General features: G+C 69.4%; 16 protein-coding genes. 7 read left to right on the top strand and 9 right to left on the bottom strand.

Annotated elements, in window-relative coordinates; all coding sequences use genetic code 11:
* The first annotated feature begins 23 nt into the window (after window positions 1-23).
* Window positions 24-962, top strand: a complete 939-nt coding sequence (locus IU476_RS22375) for a bifunctional helix-turn-helix transcriptional regulator/GNAT family N-acetyltransferase (protein ID WP_195103103.1) — start codon at window positions 24-26, stop codon at window positions 960-962.
* Window positions 963-969: 7 nt separating this feature from the next.
* Here IU476_RS22375 and IU476_RS22370 read toward each other — a convergent pair whose 3' ends face one another.
* Both IU476_RS22370 and IU476_RS22365 read right to left on the bottom strand, forming a co-directional pair.
* Window positions 970-1,581, bottom strand: a complete 612-nt coding sequence (locus IU476_RS22370; protein WP_195103102.1) for a dihydrofolate reductase family protein — start codon at window positions 1,579-1,581, stop codon at window positions 970-972.
* Window positions 1,582-1,653: 72 nt separating this feature from the next.
* On the bottom strand, window positions 1,654-2,490 hold the full coding sequence (locus IU476_RS22365) for a helix-turn-helix domain-containing protein (RefSeq protein ID WP_195103100.1): 837 nt from the start codon (window positions 2,488-2,490) through the stop codon (window positions 1,654-1,656).
* 175 nt (window positions 2,491-2,665) lie between these two features.
* Between IU476_RS22365 and glgX the strand changes: the two genes are divergently transcribed.
* A complete protein-coding gene (gene glgX, locus IU476_RS22360) occupies window positions 2,666-4,780 on the top strand; it encodes a glycogen debranching protein GlgX (protein WP_195103099.1) in 2,115 nt (704 codons plus the stop codon).
* An 11-nt stretch (window positions 4,781-4,791) separates the two neighbouring features.
* Window positions 4,792-7,221, top strand: a complete 2,430-nt coding sequence (gene treY, locus IU476_RS22355; RefSeq protein WP_195103097.1) for a malto-oligosyltrehalose synthase — start codon at window positions 4,792-4,794, stop codon at window positions 7,219-7,221.
* Here the strand turns inward: treY and IU476_RS22350 are convergent.
* From IU476_RS22350 to IU476_RS22340, 3 genes are all read right to left on the bottom strand, one after another.
* Window positions 7,218-8,381 carry a T6SS phospholipase effector Tle1-like catalytic domain-containing protein gene (locus IU476_RS22350; RefSeq protein ID WP_195103095.1) on the bottom strand — a complete coding sequence of 388 codons (1,164 nt, stop codon included), beginning with the start codon at window positions 8,379-8,381 and terminating at the stop codon, window positions 7,218-7,220. The two genes, treY and IU476_RS22350, sit on opposite strands and share 4 nt — an antisense overlap.
* 200 nt (window positions 8,382-8,581) lie before the next feature.
* Window positions 8,582-8,896, bottom strand: a complete 315-nt coding sequence (locus IU476_RS22345) for an antibiotic biosynthesis monooxygenase family protein (RefSeq protein WP_195103094.1) — start codon at window positions 8,894-8,896, stop codon at window positions 8,582-8,584.
* A 105-nt stretch (window positions 8,897-9,001) separates the two neighbouring features.
* The gene (locus tag IU476_RS22340) at window positions 9,002-10,189 is read right to left on the bottom strand and encodes a TDT family transporter (RefSeq protein ID WP_324194197.1); all 1,188 of its coding nucleotides are present in this window, start codon (window positions 10,187-10,189) and stop codon (window positions 9,002-9,004) included.
* A gap of 324 nt (window positions 10,190-10,513) precedes the next feature.
* On the opposite strand from IU476_RS22340, the gene IU476_RS22335 reads away from it, so the two are divergent.
* Entirely contained in the window at window positions 10,514-11,440 is a 927-nt protein-coding gene (locus IU476_RS22335; protein WP_324194215.1) for a LysR family transcriptional regulator, read from the top strand.
* Window positions 11,441-11,494: 54 nt separating this feature from the next.
* Here IU476_RS22335 and IU476_RS22330 read toward each other — a convergent pair whose 3' ends face one another.
* Complete coding sequence (locus IU476_RS22330) at window positions 11,495-11,938, bottom strand: hypothetical protein (protein WP_228824100.1); 444 nt, start codon at window positions 11,936-11,938, stop codon at window positions 11,495-11,497.
* Window positions 11,939-12,168: 230 nt separating this feature from the next.
* Here IU476_RS22330 and IU476_RS22325 point away from each other — a divergent pair, with 230 nt between their 5' ends.
* Window positions 12,169-12,579, top strand: a complete 411-nt coding sequence (locus tag IU476_RS22325) for a nuclear transport factor 2 family protein (protein WP_195103091.1) — start codon at window positions 12,169-12,171, stop codon at window positions 12,577-12,579.
* A gap of 112 nt (window positions 12,580-12,691) precedes the next feature.
* Entirely contained in the window at window positions 12,692-16,237 is a 3,546-nt protein-coding gene (dnaE, locus tag IU476_RS22320) for a DNA polymerase III subunit alpha (RefSeq protein ID WP_324194196.1), read from the top strand.
* 25 nt (window positions 16,238-16,262) lie between these two features.
* Here the strand turns inward: dnaE and IU476_RS22315 are convergent, their stop codons facing one another.
* The 3 genes from IU476_RS22315 to IU476_RS22305 are packed head-to-tail and all read right to left on the bottom strand — an operon-like array spanning window position 16,263 to window position 20,681.
* On the bottom strand, window positions 16,263-16,541 hold the full coding sequence (locus IU476_RS22315; protein ID WP_195103090.1) for a hypothetical protein: 279 nt from the start codon (window positions 16,539-16,541) through the stop codon (window positions 16,263-16,265).
* 28 nt (window positions 16,542-16,569) lie between these two features.
* On the bottom strand, window positions 16,570-20,172 hold the full coding sequence (locus IU476_RS22310; protein ID WP_195103089.1) for a WXG100-like domain-containing protein: 3,603 nt from the start codon (window positions 20,170-20,172) through the stop codon (window positions 16,570-16,572).
* A gap of 32 nt (window positions 20,173-20,204) precedes the next feature.
* Window positions 20,205-20,681, bottom strand: coding sequence for a YbaB/EbfC family nucleoid-associated protein (locus IU476_RS22305; RefSeq protein ID WP_195103088.1), 477 nt, complete (start codon window positions 20,679-20,681; stop codon window positions 20,205-20,207).
* Between the two features lie 764 nt (window positions 20,682-21,445).
* Here IU476_RS22305 and IU476_RS22300 point away from each other — a divergent pair.
* On the top strand, window positions 21,446-21,898 hold the full coding sequence (locus IU476_RS22300) for a hypothetical protein (protein ID WP_195103086.1): 453 nt from the start codon (window positions 21,446-21,448) through the stop codon (window positions 21,896-21,898).
* The last annotated feature ends 25 nt before the right edge of the window (window positions 21,899-21,923 follow it).

Genomic DNA, 21,923 nt, shown 5'->3' with positions numbered 1-21,923 from the left:
CCCCGATCCGGAGGCACAGGTCCATGAGCACCGCCACCACCGCGCCCGTCGCCGCCGAGCACATCGCCGCGGTGCGCGAGTTCAACCGTCGCTACACGCGCCTGATCGGCGTGCTGCACGAACACCTCGTCGACACCGACTTCTCGCTCACCGAGGCGCGAATCCTGTTCGAGCTGGCGCACTTCGGGCCGGTGGAGGTGGTCGCGCTGCGGCAGCGGCTCGGGCTGGACCCGGGCTACCTCAGCCGCATCCTGTCCCGATTCGAGGAGGCGAAACTGGTGCGGCGACAGCGATCGGAGACCGACGGGCGACGCCAGCTGGTGCGGCTCACCGAGCACGGCGAGGCGGCCTTCGCCGACCTCAACGAGCGCTCCAGCCACGACGTCGCCGCCCTGCTCGGCACCCGGGCCGCGCCCGACCGCGATCGTCTGGTCAACGCCATGCGCACCATCGAGCGCATCCTCGACGACCGCGCGGGCGCGCCGTTCGTGCTCCGCGACCCCCGCCCGGGGGACTACGGCTGGGTGATCCAGCGCAATGCCGCGCTGTACGCCGCCGAATACGGCTGGAACGCCGACTACGAAACTCTCGTCGCCCGCATCGTCGCCGACTACCTGGAGACCCGCGAGCCCGGCGCGGAGCGGGCCTGGATCGCCGACCAGGACGGCGAGCCGATCGGCGGCGTGTTCTGCGTCCGCGAGGACGACGCCACCGCGCGCCTGCGGCTGCTGCTGGTGGAGCCGTCGGCCCGCGGCCTCGGCGTCGGCAGTGCGCTGGTCGAGGAGTGCCTGCGCTTCGCCACCGCGGCCGGGTACCGCGCCATGGTGCTCTGGACCAACGACGTGCTCACCTCGGCCCGCCACATCTACGAGCGCGCCGGCTTCGAACTCGTCGACGCCGAACCGCACCACAGCTTCGGCAAGGACCTCGTCGGCCAGACCTGGCGGCGCTCACTCGTCTGAGCGCGGGTCAGCGGCGAACCGCGTACTTCAGGTGCAGCACGCGATCGCCCTGGATGACCACGTGCGGGTCGGCGAGCAGGTGCTGTCCCTCGACACTGCCGAAATACCTTTTCCCCGAACCGAAGACGACCGGCACCACGTCCATCGCCACCTCGTCCACGAGTCCGGCCGCGAAGATCTGCCCGCCCACCTCGCCCGCGTTCACGCTGACGACGCGCTCCCCGGCGAGCTTCTTCGCGGTGTCGATCGCGGCGGTCACGTCGTCGACGAAGTGGTACGACGCCTCCGGATGCCAGCCCTCGGGCTTGGGGCGATGGGACACCACGACCACGTGGTCGCCCGCGGGCGGGTGCCCCTCCCAGCCGTTCACCAGGTCGAACAGGTGGCGGCCCATGACGATCGCGCCGATCGACGCCCACATCGGCCGGACGTACTCCGCCGACGCGCGGGAGACCCGGAAACCCTGCCCGGCGCCGGAATGGTCGAACCCGTGGTCGTCGCTCGCGGTGATCGGGGTGTCCCCGCTGAAATACCACTCGTGCAGCGGCCCGACATCGTCGTTCTCGTCGGCGATGAAACCGTCCACCGACACCACGTTGTGCATGATCACCGTGCCCACCGAAGCCTCCTGAAGTCCGTCCGTCTCAGGCCTCGATCCTGGCGCACGCGGCGAGCGCGGGCTTGTAGAAAATCACGCGGCGGGCATCGGCCCGGCGTCCGGCGGGAAGTCGCGCTCGGCCGGATATCGGCGGCGCAGCGCCAGGTATTCGGTCGGGGTGTGCCCGGTGAAGTCCTTGAACTCCTTGCTCAGGTGGGCCTGGTCGAAGTAGCCCACCGTCGCGGCGAGGTCCGACCAGCCCACCGGGTGCCGGGCGTCCACGGACAGGATCAGCCGCGCGAAGCGATAGATTCGCGCGACCTGCTTCGGCGTGACCCCGACGTGAGTCTTGAACTGGCCGGTCAGGTGCGTCGCGCTCACACCGGTGGCCTCGATCAGCGCGCCGATCGGGACCGCGCCGTGCGACAGCGCCAGCCGCTGCGCCGTATGCCGAACCAGGTCCACGCCGCGCGGTTCGGCCAGTCGCGCCAGCAGTTCCGTCTCGACCGCCCGCAGCATCTCGCCGGGCGTGCCGATCTCGCCCAGCCGGTTGCGGATCCGGTCCACCGACCGCTGCCAGACGGCATCGGCAGGCACCCACCGATCCCGCAGCTCGGCCGCCGGCCCCTCGATGAACGGCGCCAGCCCCCACGGTTTGAAATGCACGCCGACCAGCCGCACCCGGGTCCCGTACTCGACCAGGAAACGCCTGGTCCACACGCCCATGAACCACGCGTCGGCGAAGACCGCGGACGGCACCGAGGGATCGGAATCCCGCAGTCGCGCAGGCTCGCCCAGGTTGACGAACAGATGCGCCGACGGCATCGGCGGCACACTCATCCGGCGATGCCGCGGCACCCCGGTCAAGCAGTAGATGTCGTCGACGTACCGATCGAGTGGCGGCGCGGGCACCCGGGCCAGGTACTCCATGCCCTCAGTCTGCTGCAATACGCGCCCGTGTATCACCGAGGCAGGGAATGCTCCCCGCTGGTTGCCGGAGCAACCCACGGCGGCCGACTCCGGGACATCCCTCGGACAACGCTCTGACCTCGCGGACCGCCACTCGGACACCGCCGCCGCCGGGGCTGCGATTAGGGTCGGGGGCATGGTTCAGCCCAACCCGCACGGTGACGCGGCACCGCTGGGCGTGTGGCCCGGCACCGCGTACCCGCTGGGCGGCACCTACGACGGGGCCGGCACCAACTTCTCGGTGTTCTCCGAGGTGGCCGAGCGCGTGGAGCTGTGCCTGATCGACCGGGCGGGCGCGGAGAGCCGTATTCCGCTGGAGGAGGTCGACGGCTACGTCTGGCACGCGTACGTGCCGACCGTCGCGCCCGGCCAGCGCTACGGCTTCCGGGTGCACGGCCCGTTCGATCCCGAGCGCGGCATGCGCTGCGACCCGAGCAAGCTGCTGCTCGATCCCTACGGCAAGGCGTTCGCCGGCGAGTTCGGCAACGACCCCGCGCTGCACACCTACGGCCTGGATTCGCTGGGCCACACCATGACCGGCGTCGTCATCAACCCCTTCTTCGACTGGGCCGACGACCGCCCGCCCCGCCGCCCGTACCACGAGACCGTGCTCTACGAGGCCCACGTCAAGGGCATGACGTACACACACCCGCAGGTGCCGCCCGAGCTGCGCGGCACCTACGCCGGGCTCGCCCACCCCGCGATCATCGAGCATCTGAAGTCGCTGGGCGTCACCGCGCTCGAGCTGATGCCGGTGCACCAGTTCCTGCACGACCGCCTGCTGCTCGACCGGGGACTGCGAAACTACTGGGGCTACAACAGCTTCGGCTACCTCGCCCCGCATCACGAGTACGCCGCCGACCCCCGGGCCGGTGCCGCGGTCACCGAGTTCAAGGCCATGGTGCGGGCGCTGCACGCCGAGGGCATCGAGGTGATCCTCGACGTGGTCTACAACCACACCGGGGAAGGCAACCACCTCGGCCCTACGATCTCGCTGCGCGGCATCGACAACGCGGCGTACTACCGCCTGCTCGAGGACGACCCCGCGCACTACATGGACTACACCGGCACCGGCAACAGCCTCAACGTCCGGCACCCGCACACCTTGCAGCTGATCATGGATTCGCTGCGGTACTGGGTGCTCGAGATGCACGTCGACGGCTTCCGGTTCGACCTGGCGGCCACGCTGGCGCGCGAACTGCACGATGTCGACCGGCTGTCCACCTTCTTCGACCTGGTGCAGCAGGACCCGGTGGTGAGCCAGGTGAAGCTGATCGCCGAACCGTGGGACGTCGGCGAGGGCGGCTACCAGGTCGGCAACTTCCCCGGCCTGTGGACCGAATGGAACGGCAAGTACCGCGACACCGTCCGCGACTACTGGCGCGGCCGACCGGCCACCCTGGGCGAGTTCGCCTCTCGCCTCACCGGCTCCTCGGACCTGTACGAGGCCACCGGCCGCCGCCCCGGCGCCAGCATCAACTTCGTCACCGCGCACGACGGGTTCACGCTGCGAGACCTGGTGTCCTACAACGACAAACACAACGAGGCCAACGGCGAGGACAACCGCGACGGCGAGGACCACAACCGGTCCTGGAACTGCGGTGTGGAGGGCCCGACCGACGATCCGGACGTGCTCGCGTTGCGGGAACGCCAGAGCCGCAACATGATCGCCACGCTGGCACTGTCGCAGGGCACGCCGATGCTGCTGCACGGCGACGAGATGGGCCGCACCCAGCAGGGCAACAACAACGCCTACTGCCAGAACTCCCCCGTCTCCTGGATGGATTGGTCACTGGCGCACAAGAATTCGAAGCTGGTGGAGTTCACGGCCGCCGCGTTCGCGCTGCGCGCCGCGCACCCGGTCTTCCGTCGGCGGCGCTTCTTCGACGGCCGCCCCGCATCCGGCGACGCCGGCACCGACATCGCCTGGTTCACCCCCGCCGGCGAGGAGATGACCGCCGCCGACTGGGAATCCGGCTTCGCCCGTTCGCTGGCGGTGTACCTGAACGGCGACGCCATCGCCGAGCCGGGCCCGCGCGGCGAGCGCGTGCGCGACGACTCGTTCCTGCTGTGCTTCAATGCCCACGACGCACCCATCGACTTCACCGTTCCCGGCCCGGACTACGGCGCCGAATGGTCGGCCGCGCTCGACTGTTCGACGCCCACCGGATCGTCCCGTGTCACCTGTTCCGCCGCGAGCACGGTCGAGGTGCCGGCTCGCTGCCTGCTCGTGCTCCGCCGTACCGCATGATCGAAATCGAGATGACAGCAAACCCCGCCATTCCCGACCACCGCACCGGCCCCATCGCGCGCAGCACCCCGGTGCGCAGCACCTACCGGCTGCAACTGCGCCCGGACACCCTGACCTTCGCCGACGCCCGCACGATCGCGGAATACCTGCAGCAGCTGGGCATCTCGCATCTGTACCTGTCGCCGATCATGACGGCGATGCCGGGTTCCCCGCACGGCTACGACGTGACCGATCCGACCACGGTGTCGGCGGCGCTCGGCGGGCCGGGCGGGCTGAAGGCGCTGTCGGACGAGGTGCGCAGCCGGGGCATGGGCCTGATCGTGGACCTGGTGCCCAACCATGTGGGCGTCGGCGACCCGCGGCAGAACCCGTGGTGGTGGGACGTGCTGCGGAACGGCAAGAAGTCGAAGTTCGCGCACTGCTTCGACATCGACTGGAGCCCGGGCAACGGCGCGGGCGGACGGCTGGCGCTGCCGGTGCTGCAGAGCGAGAACGACCCGGCCGCACTGACCGTCGACCGCAGCGGCCCGGAACCCATGCTGGCACTGCACGATCTGCGCTTCCCCATCGCGCCGGGCACCGACGGCGAGAACCCGCTGCGCATCCACGACAAGCAGCACTACCGCCTGGTCAGCTGGAAGGCCGGAATCTGCACGTACCGGCGGTTCTTCGCGGTGTCGAGCCTGGCGGCGCTGCGGCAGGAGGATCCGGCGGTCTTCGACCTCACCCACCGGGAACTGGCGGCCTGGTGCGAACACGACCTGGTGGACGGCGTGCGCGTCGACCACCCGGACGGATTGTCCTATCCCGCGGCGTATCTGACCAAGCTGCGCCGGTTGATCGGGCCGCACCGGCTGCTGCTGGTGGAGAAGGTGCTCTCCAATCGCGAACCGCTGGACGCCACCCTGCCCATCGACGGCACCACCGGTTACGACGCGCTGAGCGAACTGGGCGGGGTGCTGGTCGATCCGGCGGGCGAACCGACGCTGACCGGGTTGTCGCGCAAGTTCTGCGGGCACGGCAGCAACGGCGCGTGGTTCGGCAACAACGAGCACCGGATCAAGCGGGCCGTTGCCGAGCGGCTGCTGGTGCCCGAGGTACGGCGACTGGTGGCCGCGATCAAGCGCGACGCCGTGGTCGGCGGCTTCGACGCAGCGGCGATCAGCGACGTGGCGCTGACCAACGCCACCGTCGAGGTGCTGTCGTTCATGCCCGTGTACCGCACCGACTACGCCCCGCTGGCCGGCATGATCGGCACCGTCGTGGCGAAGGTCGGCAAGCGCAATCGTGAACTGACCGTGCCGCTCTCGGTGCTGGTGACCGCGCTGTCCGCGGGCGGGGAGGCGGCCGTGCGGTTCCATCAGGTGTGCGGCGCGGTGACCGCCAAGGCCGTCGAGGACACCATGTTCTACCAGGCGGCGCGGCTGGTGTCGCTGCAGGAGGTGGGCGCCAACCCGTCGCGGTTCGGTCACTCGCTGCTGGAGTTCCATCTGGCCAACACCGAGCGGGCCAATCGCTGGCCGGCCACCATGACCACGCTGTCCACCCACGACACCAAGCGCGGCGAGGACGTGCGCGCGCGGATCGGGGTGCTGTCGCAGTTCGCCGACACCTGGACCAAGGCGGTGACGGCCTGGAACGAGATCACCCCGCCGCCCGACGGCGCGACGGCACTGTTCCTGCTGCAGAACATGTTCGGCGTCTGGCCCGCCGACGGGCGGCCCGCCGCCGCGGTGCCGGGCCTACGCGAGCGGCTACATCTGTTCGCGGAGAAGGCCGTTCGCGAGGCGGGCACCCAGTCGTCCTGGGAGGAGCCCGATACCGACTTCGAGTCCCGGCTGCACCGCTGGGTGGACGCGGTGATCGACGGCCCGGTCGGCGCGGAGCTCGACGCGCTGGTCGCCAAGGTGGCTCCGCACGCCTGGTCGGATGCGCTGGCGCAGAAGCTGCTTCAGCTGTGCGGCCCGGGCATCCCCGATCTGTACCAGGGCTGCGAGCTGTGGGAGGACTCGCTCGTCGACCCGGACAACCGGCGTCCGGTGGACTTCGGCCACCGGCTGGCGATGCTGCAGTCACTCACCGGCACACCGGAATTGGACGCCTCGGGGGCGTCGAAGATGTGGGTGGTTGCCTACGCGCTGTGGCTGCGCCGCGAGCGTCCCGACTGCTTCGTCGGCGGCACCTACACCCCGCTGTTCGCCACCGGCGACGGCGCCGACCACCTCGTCGCCTACGCCCGGGGCCGCGCGGGCGAGGCACCGCAGGTGATCGTGGCGGCCACCCGGCACAGCGCGCGCCTGGCCGACACCGGCTGGGGCGACACCACACTCGACCTGCCCGAGGGCACCTGGACCGACCGGCTGACCGGGAATTCCTTCTCCGGCCGCGCCCGGCTGGAGAAGGTGTTCACCCGGCTGCCGGTCGCGCTGCTGGTGCGCTAGGCGACCACGGGCTCCTCGAGCTCCGGTTCGCCGAGCTCGACCACGTTCTCCACCAGCTCGCTCGGCAGCGGCTTGCCCGCCCGGGACAATTCCCGTTGCCACCGTTCGATATTCGGCGGGCGGTAGGTGTCGCAGACCTCGACCGTCGAGGACAGGGACACCTTCCGGTCGTCCGGGGCGGCGAGGCGGCGCCAGGAGTCGCGGTAGTACCGCGGGTTGCGCGGATTGACCAGCAGGCCCAGCAGATTCAGGATCCGGTACGGGATCGGCAGCGAATTGTGCGGGCGCACAACGTTGTCGAACGCCGGGCACCCCATCAGCTGCTCGAGCCGCTCGGTGTTGAACTGCAGGCCCTGCGCCGCCGCCTCGTCCACCATCCAGCGCAGCGTGAGGTCCGACAGCCGGCAGTCGGTCTGGCCGCCGCCGATATCGGTGTGACCACCCTTGAACCACACCTGTTTCACGCGGTCGGCACGCTGCTGCTCGACCCCGGCCTCGTCGGTCACCTCCCACAGGCACGGTGCGAAGATGCGGCGGCGCTCGTCGATGGCCAGCGCCTGCCGCGCGCAGTGCACGTGCGAGGACAGTCGCACATCGTGGAAGCGGTAGCGCCACGACGTCAGCCCGGGCACCCCCATCGCGCCGACGGTGTCGAAGACGCCGAGGAACTTGATCGGCACCGGGTAGTGGCAGTTCTTCTCGCGAAAGTCCTTCCACTCCTGCGGATCCGGGTCGTCCGCGGCGCGCTTGCGCTGCCGGTAGATCCGCAGCGCCTCGGGGTACTGCTTGCCGATCATCGCCTCGGGCTTCAGCAGGCCGAGGCGGTGGATCATGCCGGTCAGGCTGCGGGCGGTGTAGGCGCCGCGGCTGAATCCGAACACGAAGATCTCGTCGCCGGGCTCCCAGTTCAACGCCAGCTGCCAGTACATGGTGGACAGGTTCGCGTTCAGGCCCAAGCCGAACGCGCCGCCCAGCAGTTTGTCGGCCAGATAGCCCTGGGAGCCGGGGCCGTCGGCGTAGAAGACTCGTTGTCCCACATGCTCGCCGGTGTCGAGGGTCGTCCCCAGCCGCACCGATTCCGCGATCTTGACCACGTTGCTGACCGTCGGGTTGCTCTCGGATCCCCACGTGCCGTCGCAGCACACCACCAGACGTTTCATACCTTGATCCTCCCGCCCCGCATTCCACGGATCCCGCGTAGTGAACTACTCGATTCATCGCCCGGGATCGGTGCGGACGTTAATCCTTTCCGCACATTCGTCCCGGCGCACGCGCATTTCCGCATTCCCACCGTGTCACAGCGGGTGGGTACCGAGCTCGTCGGGGCGCGCCGTCCCGTTGCCGGTGGTGTGCGGTCGGCTCACTCCGCGGGCGGCACCTCGATCGGAGCGCCGTACACGTGGGCGTCGCCGGAGACGAACAGCGGCATCAGCTCGCCGAGCACGATGTCACGGAAGTGTTCGGTGGACCGGTGCGCCGCCAATGCGTCCGCCCCAGCGTATCTTTCGACGGTCACGTAGCGTTCGGGCTGTTCCACCGAGCGGAACACGTCGAACGACAGGCACCCCGGCTCGGTGCGTGCCAGGTCGGCGAATCTCTGTAGCACACGGCCGAATTCGTCGGCGTCGCCCGGCTCGGACGAGGACATCGCGACGACGGTGAGCGGGGAATCCATGCCCGCAGAATAGTTCCGGTGCGTCCGGCTGGATGGCAGATCCGCGCGAAATATACAGCGGGGTAACGCTACTCGTCCGCAGCGGCCGGTCCGCGCGGCAGGCAGTCACGCGCGGGCCAGGAGCGCACCGCCCGACAGGCCTCGGACGGTGTGCGCCGCGACCACCGTCCAAACACTCACCAGCAACAGGTACAGCGCTACGCCCGGCACCGCGAACATCAGCGCGCCGGTGTGGTGATACAGCGCGGTGCTGCCGGTGACGCAAGTGCCGAGCGGAAAGGTGAAACCCCACCAGCTGAGGGTGAATCGGAGTTCACCGTTGCGCCGGGTGCGCAGCGTGACCGCCAGTGCCAGCGCCAGCCACAGCATCGCGAAGCCCCACGCGATCAGCCCGTACACCACCGAGAACACGGCCATCCCCCGCGCGTACAGCGGCGGCAGGGCCGCGGGCCCGGCATCGGCGAGGAACCCGGCCGCGGTGATCGACTGCCCGAGCGGACCGAGCACGATCCACAGCGTCGGCACCGCGGCGGGCGCGGGGACGCCGTGGTGCACCAGCCTCGACCAGATCATCGTCACGGTGATCAGCGCGGCGATCAGGCTCAGCCCGAACATCGCGACGCAGGCCAGGACCAAGGTCGTGCGTGCCTGGCCCGCGGGCGTGTGCGGCACCAGCAGCGCACCCGTCGCCGCCGATACCATCGGCGGCACCACCGGCATCAGCCAGCCGCCGAAGGCCGCATCGGGTGCGGCCCGATGCCGGGTCATCATGCGGTACGGCACCACGAACGCCGTCGCCAGACCCAGCCCGGTCCCCGCCGTCCACAACACCCAGTCCACCGCGACCGCGGCCGTCTCCCCGATCACGTCCCGACCCACCAGCAACGTCCCGGCCCCGACGGTGAGCAGCGCCATCGGCGGCGCACCCAGGAAGTGCATCATCACCGGATCCTCCCGATGCCCGCGCGCATCGGCCGGATACCGCCACCCCTGCCACCCGACAGCCACCACCAACACCCCCAGCAGCACCGCCGCCATCCCCCACACCACCGCGGCCACCACCCGCACCCCCGAAACCTGCCACGGCAGCCCCACCGCCGCATTGGCAACGATCCCGGTCCCCATCACCACCGCGAACCAATTCGGCCCGAGCCCCCGCACCCACTCCCCACCCCGAACCGAAGCCCCGGCCACCCCACTCCGAACCGAATCCTCCACCATCCCACGACGAGCCGAATCCTCCACCACCACACGACGAACCGAATCCTCCACCACCACCGCGGTCACCAGCACACCGCCCGACAACCTGCACCGTCCGCCATCAATCGCATACCTCCACGGTCCCCTCCCACACCCAGCCCGTGTAGCCCCCACACCCCAATGGACCCATAGCCCCGCCCTATGCCTTCACCACCCTCCCGACACCAAACAAGTCGGTCACCGACCTCCACGGCCCGGAAGCCCCACAGCTCCGCAGGCAACGCCCGGCCCGGCATCCATCAGGTGCCGTCCCCTGACGACTCCGCCACCATGGCTCGACATCGCAGAGCACGGCCGCTTCTTCCTGCGCCACGGAGATACCCGTCGGGCCGCCCCACTGCGCGGTCCGGGAACGGCATAGCCTCGACCTATGCCCCTGTCACACCGCGCGTCCCCGATCTGTCCGCTCTGGACCTGCTCTTATCGGTGGTCGAACTGGGCAGTCTGGGGCGGGCGGCGCGGGCGCACGGGATCAGTCAGCCGTCGGCGTCGTCGCGGATCCGGCATCTGGAGCAACTGGTGGGAATGCCCGTGCTGGAGCGCACCACGCTGGGTTCGCGGCCGACGGCGGCCGGAGCGCTGATCGCGGAGTGGGCGCGCGGCGTGGTCGATGCCGCCTCGCGCCTGGACGCGGGCATCGACACCCTACGCGCACAACGAGATTCGCGCCTGCGGGTGGCCGCCAGCCAAACCGTCGCCGAGTACCTCTTCCCCACCTGGCTGACCCGGATGCGCGCGGCCGCGCCCGACACCACCATCGCCTTGGAATCCGGCAACTCCACCGACGTGAGCGCGGCGGTCCTCGAAGGCCGCGCGACGATCGGCTTCATCGAAAGCCCGCGCGCGGCCCGCGGCCTCCAGAGCCACCCCGTCGCCCGCGACCACCTCGTGCCCGTGGTCCCACCACACCACCCGTGGGCCCGCCGCGGCACGGTAACCCTGCGCGAACTGGCCACCACCCCCCTCATCCAACGCGAGCCCGGTTCCGGCACCCGAACCTGGTTCGAGCGCGCGGTCACCACCGCCCTCCCCGGCATACAACCCGCCATAGCCCTGGAACTGTCCTCCACAACCGCCATCAAATCCGCCGTCGCCTCCGGCGTAGCCCCCGCAGTCCTCAGCTCCCTAGCCGTAGCCAACGAACTGTCCACCGGCACCCTCGCCTCCCCCCAAATCCCCCACACCCCCCTCACCCGCACCCTCCGAGCCATCTGGCCCACCGCCCAACCCCCCACCGGCCCCGCCCACACCCTCTACACCATCGCCCGCAACCACCCGTCCTAACACCAGATATCCACTCCCAACACCCCTTACAACGGGTGTACAGATGGCACCGGATTACCCCTGGTAGGGGTGGACGGTGAAGGGCAGTTCGCCGGGTTCGGGGACGTGGGCGGCGCCGACGGTGACCGTGCCGACGAAGTCGCCGTAGCCCGGGGAGAACAGCGAGGAGCGGCCGTCGTTGCTCCAGTAGCCGGGGCCGTTGGCGTGGTGGGTCTTGCTGCCGGTTTCGCCGGTGGCGACATTGCGCCAGTTCAGGGTGACGTCGAGCGAGCAGGAGCCGACGCCGATCAGGGTCACGGACGCGGTGAAGCCGGCGGCGCCGGGGTAGGCGTTGCCGTTCACCGAGGAGTCGACGATCGCGACGCATGGACCGTTCGCCAGCGAGTACACCCTGGTGAACTGGCCACCGCTGGACTCGGCGGCGGCCGGACCGGCCGTGCCGAGCACAGTGGCCCCGGCGACGAGCGCCGTCGCGGCAAGTGCTGCGGAAGATCCCATCGAACGCATCAATACCCCCGGGGGTCGACAATCACGCGGATCTGATGCGCTGCGACGCTACCAGTCATCCGGTCGTCCCATGACCGTTCCGCCGAACCCACCGCGGCAGCCCCTACTCCGGTCGGCCGGACGGGCCCTCGCCGGTAGAGTTCGCCGTGCAGCGATCCGGCCCGCACCGCGGCACCCGCCGACACCGACCGCGCGCCGGGCGACGAGATCCGGGGGCCGACATGACCGACCATCCACATTCCGGCCTGGCGATCCGCTATCTCGAGGCCGTGGCGGCCGGAGCGGACCTGACGGAGTACCTGCACCCGGACATCGTGCAGCACGAATACCCGAACGCGCTCGTCCCCGAGGGCGCGACGCGCGACCTGGCCGCCATCCTCGCCGCCGCCGAGCAAGGCCGGAAAACCGTGCGGGAACAACGTTTCGAGATCCACGGCGTACTCGCCTCGGACGACCGCGTGGCGGTGGAGTCGACCTGGACCGGCACCCTCGCCGTACCACTGGGCCCGCTCCCCGCCGGAACGGTCCTGTCCGCCGAGATCGCCGTCTTCCTCGTCGTCCGCGACGGGCGCATCGTGGAGCAGCGCAACTACGACTGCTACCGGTCGCCGGAGACGAGCGGCGGCGGTTAGCGGAGACCTCCCGACGGCCCGCGACACGGACGCACCGCTACCACATGGGCATTCGCGGGGACCGGGCACGGGTCGGCCAAAACCTGTCGGGGGCAAGGCATAATCTCATGCCGTGTCAGCCTCGGGATTCGTTCACCTCCACAACCACACCGAGTACTCGATGCTCGACGGCGCGGCCAAGATCACGCCTCTGTTCAAGGAGGCGGAGCGGCTGGGGATGACCGCGGTCGGAATGACCGACCACGGCAACATGTACGGCGCGTCGGAGTTCTACAACTCGGCCAAGAAGCAGGGCATCAAGCCGATCATCGGCATCGAGGCCTACATCGCGCCCGCCTCCCGCTTCCAGACCAAGCGCGTCCAGTGGGGCGACCCGAGCCAGAAGAGCGACGACGTCTCCGGTTCCGGCGCCTACACCCACATGACGATGGTCGCGGAGAACGCGACCGGCCTGCGCAACCTGTTCAAGCTGTCGTCCCTGGCCTCGATCGAGGGTCAGCTCGGCAAGTGGGCGCGCATGGACGAGGAGATCATCGCCCAGTACGCCGAGGGCATCATCGCCACCACCGGCTGCCCGTCCGGCGAGGTGCAGACCCGCCTGCGCCTGGGCCACGAGCGCGAGGCCCTCGAGGCCGCCGCCAAGTGGCAGGAGATCTTCGGCAAGGAGAACTTCTTCCTCGAGGTGATGGACCACGGCCTGTCCATCGAGCGCCGGGTCCGCGAGGGCCTGCTCGAGGTCGGCCGCAAGCTCGGCATCCCGCCGCTGGCCACCAACGACTGCCACTACGTGCACGAGTCGGACGCGAGCAACCACGAGGCGCTGCTGTGCATCCAGACCGGCAAGACCCTCTCCGACCCCACCCGCTTCAAATTCGACGGCAGCGGCTACTACCTCAAGTCCGCCGACGAGATGCGCGCCATCTGGGACGCCGACGTCCCCGGCGCCTGCGACAATACGGTCCTCATCGGCGAGCGCGTGCAGTCCTACGAGGAGGTCTGGGCGCACCGCGACCGGATGCCCGTCTTCCCGGTCCCCGAGGGCGAGGACCAGGGCAGCTGGCTGCGCAAGGAGGTCATGCGCGGGCTGGAGTGGCGCTTCCCGAACGGCGTCGCCCAGGAGTACATCGACCGCGCCGAGTTCGAGCTGAACGTCATCATCCAGATGGGTTTCCCGGCGTACTTCCTGGTCGTCGGCGACCTGATCAACCACGCCCGCGAGGTCGGCATCCGCGTCGGCCCGGGCCGCGGTTCGGCGGCCGGCTCGCTGGTCGCCTTCGCCATGGGCATCACGAACCTGGACCCGATCCCGCACGGTCTGCTGTTCGAGCGGTTCCTCAACCCCGAGCGCGTCTCGATGCCCGATATCGACATCGACTTCGACGATCGCCGCCGCGGTGAGATGGTCCGCTACGCCACCGACAAGTGGGGCAGCGACAAGGTCGCCCAGGTGATCACCTTCGGCACCATTAAAACCAAAGCGGCGCTGAAGGATTCGGCCCGCGTGCAGTTCGGCCAGCCGGGCTTCGCGATCGCCGACCAGATCTCCAAGGCGCTGCCGCCGCCGATCATGGCCAAGGACATCCCGCTGTCGGGGATCATGGATCCCGAGCACGAGCGGTACAAGGAGGCCGCCGAGGTCCGGGAGCTGATCAACACCAACCCGGACGTCAACAAGATCTACGAGACCGCCCGCGGCCTGGAGGGCCTGATCCGCAACGCCGGCGTGCACGCCTGCGCGGTGATCATGTCCTCCGAACCGCTGATGGACGCGATCCCGGTCTGGAAGCGGGCGCAGGACGGCGCCATCATCACCGGCTGGGACTACCCGTCGTGCGAGGCCATCGGCCTGCTGAAGATGGACTTCCTGGGCCTGCGCAACCTCACCGTGATCGGTGACTGCCTGGAGAACATCAAGTCCAACCGCGGCATCGATCTGGATCTGGAGAACCTGCCGCTCGAGGACGAGCCGACCTACGAGCTGCTGGCCCGGGGCGACACCCTGGGCGTGTTCCAGCTCGACGGCGGCGCCATGCGTGACCTGCTGCGCCGCATGCAGCCCACCGGCTTCGAGGACATCGTCGCCGTGCTCGCGCTGTACCGCCCCGGCCCGATGGGCATGAACGCCCACAACGACTACGCCGACCGCAAGAACGCCCGGCAAGAGGTCAAACCCATCCATCCGGAGCTCGAGGAGCCCCTGAAGGACATCCTGCGCGACACGTTCGGCCTGATCGTGTACCAGGAGCAGATCATGCAGATCGCGCAGAAGGTGGCCGGCTACTCGCTCGGCCGAGCCGATATTCTGCGCCGCGCCATGGGCAAGAAGAAGGCCGAGGTCCTCGAGGCCGAGTTCGAGGGCTTCGAGAAGGGCATGCAGGACAACGGGTATTCCAAGGCGGCCATCAAGGCGCTGTGGGACACCATCCTCCCGTTCGCCGGGTACGCGTTCAACAAGTCGCACGCCGCCGGCTACGGCCTGGTCTCGTTCTGGACCGCCTACCTCAAGGCCAACTACAAGGCCGAGTACATGGCGGCGCTGCTCACCTCGGTCGGAGACGACAAGGACAAGGCCGCGGTCTACCTGGCCGACTGCCGCCGCCTCGGCATCCAGGTGCTCCCGCCCGACGTCAACGAGTCCGAGCACAACTTCGCCTCGGTCGGCAACGACATCCGCTTCGGCCTGGGCGCGGTGCGCAACGTCGGCGCCAACGTGGTGGCCTCCATCATCGCGGCGCGCAAGGAGAAGTCGAAGTTCACCGACTTCTCCGACTACCTGAACAAGATCGACACCGTCGCCTGCACCAAGAAGGTCACCGAATCCCTCATCAAGGCAGGGGCTTTCGACTCGCTCGGGCATCCGCGCAAGGGCCTGATGCTGGTGCACTCCGACGCCATCGACGCCGTGATGGCCACCAAGAAGGCCGAGGCGATCGGCCAGTTCGACCTGTTCGGCGGCCTCGACGACGGCGACGACAGCATCGCCTCGGTCTTCGACGTGAAGGTGCCCGACGAGGAGTGGGACACCAAGCACAAGCTCGCGCTGGAACGGGAGATGCTGGGCCTCTACGTGTCCGGGCATCCGCTCGACGGCGTCAACCACGTCCTCGCCGCGCAGGCCGACACTCCGATCCCGGCCATCCTCGAAGGCGACGTGAAGGACGGCACGCAGGTCACCATCGGCGGCATCCTCGCCTCGGTCACCCGCCGCATCAACAAGAACGGGATGCCCTGGGCCTCCGCGCAATTGGAGGACCTCACCGGTGGCATCGAGGTGCTGTTCTTCCCGCAGGCCTACTCGGTCTACGGCATGGACGTCGTCGAGGACGCCGTGGTGCTGGTGAAGGCCCGCGTCTCCGCCCGCGACGACCGCGTCTCCCTGATCGCCAACGACCTGGCGGTGCCGGACCTGTCCTCGATCGGCGTGGAGAAGCCGCTGGCGGTGACCATCCCGACCCGCCTGTGCACCCCCGACAAGATCAGCGCGCTCAAGCGCGTACTGAGCAGCCACCCCGGCACGGCCAACGTGCACATCCGCCACGTCGGCTCCCGCGAGAAGACGACGATGCTGAAGGTCGCCGACAACCTGCGGGTCTCGCCGTCGTCGGCGCTGATGGGCGATCTGAAGGCGCTGCTCGGTCCGGGGTGTTTGGCGAGTTAGGCGGACGGGCCGCTCGGGAGACGTCTCAGGACAGCCGCTCCCAAGTGGCCTCACGCACCACATAGTGCCGGCCGATGCCGTGCTTGACGGTGCCGTCGTCGCCGTGCAGATCGGCATCGTCGCCCGCCGCGACCAGCGTGCCGGAGAGTTCGATCATCTTGGACTCGTCGGCCGCTTCCCACTCCGAAACTCCCTCGACATACACGACGGAGTTCGGGCCGCATTGGAGAATCGCGCCGAACGTCGAATTCTGGGCGACACCGTACAGGGTCACCGGCTCGTCCAGGAACTCTTCGAAATTCATCTCCACCTCATCGTGTGTCGCGGACTCGTCACGGCACGATACGCCGGAACGCGAGTCCTATCACCGCGCTGTCATAAGAGCCGCCGTAGATATGGAACCCCATATCCGATTGCACGAAGGCCTTCATCGGATCCCGCGCCCGTTGATCGGGGTGCGGGTACTCCATATGGTTGGCGTTCACCCAGGCGTCGATGTCCTCGAGATACAGGCCGAAATCGAAGTTGCCCAGGCCCCGGCCCTTCGGGCAGCACAGGTCGCCCGACATGTCGACTTGCCCGGTCTCCGGATCCGGCGCGAACAGGTCGGGATTCGGGTCGGTCGGCCGCGAGACCGGGTAGCCGCGGTCGTAGAGCAGATTTCCGGCAGCGTCGCGGACGTGTTCCTGCCCGGAATAGAAATGTTTGGCGTACATGACGACGTCCCATTCGGAGGGATTGCCGTTCGGCAGGTAGCGTTCCACATCCCGCAGCCGGGAGAGCTCCGGATCCTCGGCGACCATTCGCAGGAAATCCTCGCGGGTCGCGGGCTGCCGCTCCAGAATGTCTTCGAACAACCGCTTGTATTCCATGACGAGGTCCTTGGTGCGCAAGCTGTGTTCCAGTTGCGCCATGCCGCGCTGAAATTGCAGCATGTCCACCTCGTCCCCGATCTTCGCCGCGGCCGCCCGCGCGGCCGCCTGGATCTGTTCGACGTGTTCGTTCAGGCCCTTCACCACTTCGCGGGCCTTACGCACGACAGGTGAGTTCGAATCGCGGCCGTGTTCCTTCTCCGCCGCGCGCAGGGCGTGCTTCGCCTCTCGGAGCGATCGTTTCGCATTGTTCAGATCGCCGTTGATCCGGTCCAACGGTACGAGCGCCCGCTCGTACTCGAACTGGGTGCGATAGGACACCGGATCGCTGAACATCAGGTTGTACGGCGGATGATTCGAGTGGCCGGTGACCATACTGGTGATGCCGACACACCCCTGCTCCAAGGTTTTGATCTCGCTCGGCGTCAACTTCCGACCGATCTTGTTCTCCCACAATTCCGCGATCTGATCCTTCGTGTACACGCGCGCGGAGCTGTCTTCGAGGCGCGGGATGAATTCCCGCTGCGTCCAATCGCCGTCGACGCGCACCGCGCCGGGCTCCGCGCCCGCGGCCATCCGGGCCACCTCCGCCTCGTTCACCTTCGTGCGCTTGGTCGGCACGGTGGGCGGGTCCTCCTCTTCTTCGCGGCGGGCGGCCTCTTCCTCCTCGGCGCGGCGGCGGGCGGCCTCCTTCTCGCGCGCCGCCGCTTCCTCCTTCTCGCGCGCCGCCGCTTCCTCCTTCTCGCGTGCCGCCGCTTCCTCTTTCGCACGACGTGCCGCTTCCTCGTCCAGGCGACGCTTCGCCGCCGCGGCCTCTTCCTCTCGCCCGCGCGGTGCGGTGACCTCGCCGTCCCGGGCGCGCGGCGTGGTCGCGCCCTCGCGGGCGGGCGGCGTGGCCGGCTCGTTGTCCCGGCCGCGCGTTCGCTCGTTCTCGCGGCCACGCGTCGTCGGACCGTCCTCCCGAGTGCGTGGTGGAGTCGGCTCGTTCTCCCGGGCGCGCGGCGGTACGGCCTCGTCGCCGTGCGGGAGAACCGGTCTGTCCGTATCGGATTCGTCGCGGACGGTGGTTTCCTCATCCGGCCGCGGGCGGGCACCCTCGGGCCTCACCTCGCCGTCCGACCGCGGTTCGCCATCTGGGCGGTTCTCGTTCTCCGGACGGGTCTCCGCCTCGGGGCGGGTCTCGGACTCCGGTCGGGTTTCTGTCTCCGGTCGCGTCTCGGACTCCGGTCGGGATTCTGTCTCCGGGCGGGTTTCTGTCTCCGGGCGGGTCTCGTTCTCCGGGCGCGTCTCGTTCTCCGGACGCGCCTCGCTATCCGGGCGGATCTCGTTCTCTGGTCGCGTCTCCGACTCTGGACGAGTCTCGCCTTCCGGGCGGGTCTCTGTGTCCCCGCGCGTTTCGCCCTCGAGCCGCGATTCCCCTTCCGGAAGGGCCTCGTTGTCGGGGCGAACCACCGTCCCGGGCCCGGTCTCGCCCTCGGTCCGAGGCTCAGGACGCGCCCCGTCCTCCGGCACCTCTTCGCCTCGGGAGTCGGCCTCGTTCTCGGGCCGCACCACGGTCTCCGGCGGCTCTTCGCCCCCGCTACGAGTCGTTCCCTCGTCCGGATGCAACCCGGGACGCGCCTCCCCATCGGGAAGCGGCAATCCGTCCGGCCGTGTGTCGTTCACAGAAGGCGGCACCAGCTCGGGCCCCGATTCCCCTTCCGGCCGCACCTCTCCCTCGGGCCGCCCCTCACCTTCCGGCTGCCCCTCTCCCTCGGACCGACCGTCACCCTCCGGCCGCCCCTCAACTTCCGGCTGCCCCTCACCGTCGAGCCGACTGCCATCGTCGGGCTGACCGTCACTCTCGAGCCGCTTTTCCCCTTCCGGCCGCCCCTCACCCCCGGACCGCCCCTCGCCCTCCGAATCGCCACGGTCATCCGGCGGCGTCACCGTGTCGCCGGAGTCCTCGTGACGTCCGTCGGCCGCGCTCTCGTCCCGGTCGCCCGATCTATCACCGGAATCCGCTTCGTCCCGGGGAGGCGGAGGCGGGCCGTCGTTTCCGTCCGGCGATGCGGCAGGCCGGTTCCCCGCGCCGGGACCGTCGCCGGACGGTCGGCCGACTTTGCCCACCGGTGCGCCGATGGCGGGGCCGGCCGGGCCGCGCAGCGCGTGCGGCATCGAACCCAGCACACCGCCGACCATGCCGGGCAGCACATGATCCCAGCTGAAATCGAGACCGCCGGTGAGCGGCGCCACCGCCGCCACTCCGGCGACCGCGCCCGCCGCGCCGCCGGCCCCCGCGCCCGCGAACCGAATTCCTACCTGCCGCACACGATTCCGCGCCGCCGAAGCGGCCGCGTTGCCCGCGAAACGCCGCTCGAGACCCATCATCACGCGCACACCGGCGAATTCGCCCGCGGCACCGGCGGCAGCGCCGGACACCACCCCGATCCCGACCTCCTTCCAGTCCATCTCCTTCCGGTAGTGCCCCGGCCCGGCCATCTGAACCCCTTGCGCGACAAGGGGAACCGCCCCGCCCTGCACCGCGCCCAATGTCACGCCCTTGACAGCGATCACGCGCACCAGCCGGGCCAGCGCCGCCCGCGTCGCCTCGGCACCGACACTCGTGAACAGCTCACGGAACGCGGCCCGCACCGTCAGCCGGGTCGCCGCCGTCGCCGCCGCACCGTGCACCTGACCCACGCCCGGGACGAACGCGTCCACGCCCAGCTGGATGACGAGCGCCGCCAGCGACCCGATGATCACGTACTTGCTGTATTCGGTGGACAGCGCGTCGTGCATGCACTGCTCCGACAGCGAATAGCAGGCTTTCGCAGCGTCTTTCAGGTCACCGTCGAGATCGATGCCGTGCTTCGCGAGCGCCTCGCCGGTCTCGCCCTCGATCGCCGCCACGGCCTTGCGCCGGGCCTTGCCCGACAGCTCCGACACCCTGGTGATGGCGTCGCCGATCTCGTTCCACGCCGCTCCCAGCCGCCGCAGCGCGTCCTCGTCCCCCTCCGGCCACGGACCGGCCACCGCGGCGACGACCCAGGGCGGAATCTCGCTGGGAATCTCCAGCGTCATCGCTCACCACGGCGGTTTTCGGTGACACCCACTCAGCCACCGCGCCTGAATTCGCTGTCGCCACGCGACGTTTCGGAGTTCTCGGCCGGGTCGACGGTCTCGCGGATGCCGCGCAGGGTGGGCGCTCCCGGATACAGGTCGGGCAGATCCGGCAGCGCGCCGGAAGTCTCGGTGAGCGGCCGGACGATGTCGGCCTGCCGCCGCTGCGCGGCCAGGACGGCGGCCCGCGCGGCCGCCACGACGGACGCGGCCAGCCGCTCGGGCGAATTCGCTTGGAACGCTCGGGAAGACAGCTGTATGTCGGTGACGACTCCGTACGCGTCGACCGTCACGGTCACCAGGTCGTCGCCGGAGGTTGCCGTCGAGCGCGCGGTCGCCAGCTCCGCCGCCACGCCGGGCAGATCCGGTGGCCGCTCGTCGAAGGCGTCCGACAAGGCGTCGACGAGCCGCACCAGCTCGTCCTGCGCCGCACGCGAATCCTCCGCACCAGAGTCTTCCGCACGAGTCATCCCTGCCCACCTCCCGCCGTTCGGTCCGCCGCCCGCGGCCCGCTGTGTTCCGCCGAGGTCCGCCTGGACCACGGCGTCGGAAGCACACCGGACGACTCCGCGGGCACGGTGCCCTCGGCACCGCGCGACGGCGACGCCGCTGGGCCGGTCGCGTCCGGCGCCGCGTTCTCCGCGAGTGATCCAGCCGCGTCCGACGGCCGCTTCAGGTCCGTAGGCGGCCTGTCCGTCGCCTCCGACGCGGAGACCTCGGAAGGTCGCTTCGACTGCTTGTCGTTCTTCTTCCGTTCGCGCCGTGGCGGTTTCGCGCCGGGGCCGTGGGGTTGTGCGGGTGGACGGCCGCCGGAGGATTCTTCCGGCACGCGGGCGGGTTGCGCGGCGGGTTGTTGTCCGGGGCGTTCGATAGGTCGCGACCACGGGCTGCTCACCGGAGAACCCGTCGCTCTTGTCTCGGCCGCCGTGCCGGGTCTGGAGGTTCGGGGTGCGCCACCGACCGCTCCGGGCGCGGTAGCGGCAGGTCCGCGACCGGTTTCCGCCGTTGCGGCAGAGGACTTTTGCGCAGTATCCGCGTGCGTCCCGCTGGTCGCGCCGGACGAGCCGGGCGTGCCCGGAGCCCCGGACGACCCGGAATCACCGGAAACCGGACGGGCTCCACCGGAATCGGTCATCCCGGACCCGGAACGATCGACAGCGCTACCGGCGGACCGCCGCGAACGCTCCGGCCCCGCCGTCGCACCGTTCGATGTGCCCGAGATGGTCCGAGCACCGTGCGGCGAATTCGAATCGGCTGCTGCCACAGAGTTCGTCGGCGCAGCGGAGTAATTACCGACAGGCGAGTTTCCCGCATCGTACGCAGCCGATCCGGAACGCGAATCGGCACCGCTGACGCTGCGTTCGGCAGCGAAATCCATACCGGTGAAATCGTCGGCGATGTCCTTGACGGATCGTCCGCTCGCGCGCAGCGTTTCCACCAGGTTGCGCAGATTCTGCACCGTCTGCTGCGCGTCGGGATGATATGTCTGCTCGAATGCCTTGCCCGGATCGTCTTTGCCCCAGCACTGCCCCTCGCCACCCAGAACGGTTTCCAGATTTCGCAGCGCGGCCGCCAATTCCTCGGCGGCACCGGCAATCGTGGGGCTCTGACCGGCGAATTCGTCGGAATCGAGCGAGAATATTCCGCTCATGAATTACCCCGCGCACGCACACCGTCATACGCATGACGAATGGCATGCGAAATGTCGCCGG

Source organism: Nocardia blacklockiae, assembly GCF_015477355.1.
Classification (GTDB): Bacteria; Actinomycetota; Actinomycetes; order Mycobacteriales; family Mycobacteriaceae; genus Nocardia; species Nocardia blacklockiae.
Note: the sequence above shows the minus strand (reverse complement) of the source record. Positions and strands in the feature narration are given on the sequence as shown.

Coding starts and splice junctions, on each gene's coding strand:
- IU476_RS22350 (WP_195103095.1), bottom strand. CDS start 8,381: ATGAAACGTCTGGTGGTGTGCTGCGACGGCACGTGGGGATCCGAGAGC.
- IU476_RS22305 (WP_195103088.1), bottom strand. CDS start 20,681: ATGACTCGTGCGGAAGACTCTGGTGCGGAGGATTCGCGTGCGGCGCAG.
- treY (WP_195103097.1), top strand. CDS start 4,792: ATGACAGCAAACCCCGCCATTCCCGACCACCGCACCGGCCCCATCGCG.
- IU476_RS22375 (WP_195103103.1), top strand. CDS start 24: ATGAGCACCGCCACCACCGCGCCCGTCGCCGCCGAGCACATCGCCGCG.
- IU476_RS22315 (WP_195103090.1), bottom strand. CDS start 16,541: ATGAATTTCGAAGAGTTCCTGGACGAGCCGGTGACCCTGTACGGTGTC.
- IU476_RS22365 (WP_195103100.1), bottom strand. CDS start 2,490: ATGGAGTACCTGGCCCGGGTGCCCGCGCCGCCACTCGATCGGTACGTC.
- IU476_RS22325 (WP_195103091.1), top strand. CDS start 12,169: ATGACCGACCATCCACATTCCGGCCTGGCGATCCGCTATCTCGAGGCC.
- IU476_RS22310 (WP_195103089.1), bottom strand. CDS start 20,172: ATGACGCTGGAGATTCCCAGCGAGATTCCGCCCTGGGTCGTCGCCGCG.
- IU476_RS22330 (WP_228824100.1), bottom strand. CDS start 11,938: ATGGGATCTTCCGCAGCACTTGCCGCGACGGCGCTCGTCGCCGGGGCC.
- glgX (WP_195103099.1), top strand. CDS start 2,666: ATGGTTCAGCCCAACCCGCACGGTGACGCGGCACCGCTGGGCGTGTGG.
- IU476_RS22345 (WP_195103094.1), bottom strand. CDS start 8,896: ATGGATTCCCCGCTCACCGTCGTCGCGATGTCCTCGTCCGAGCCGGGC.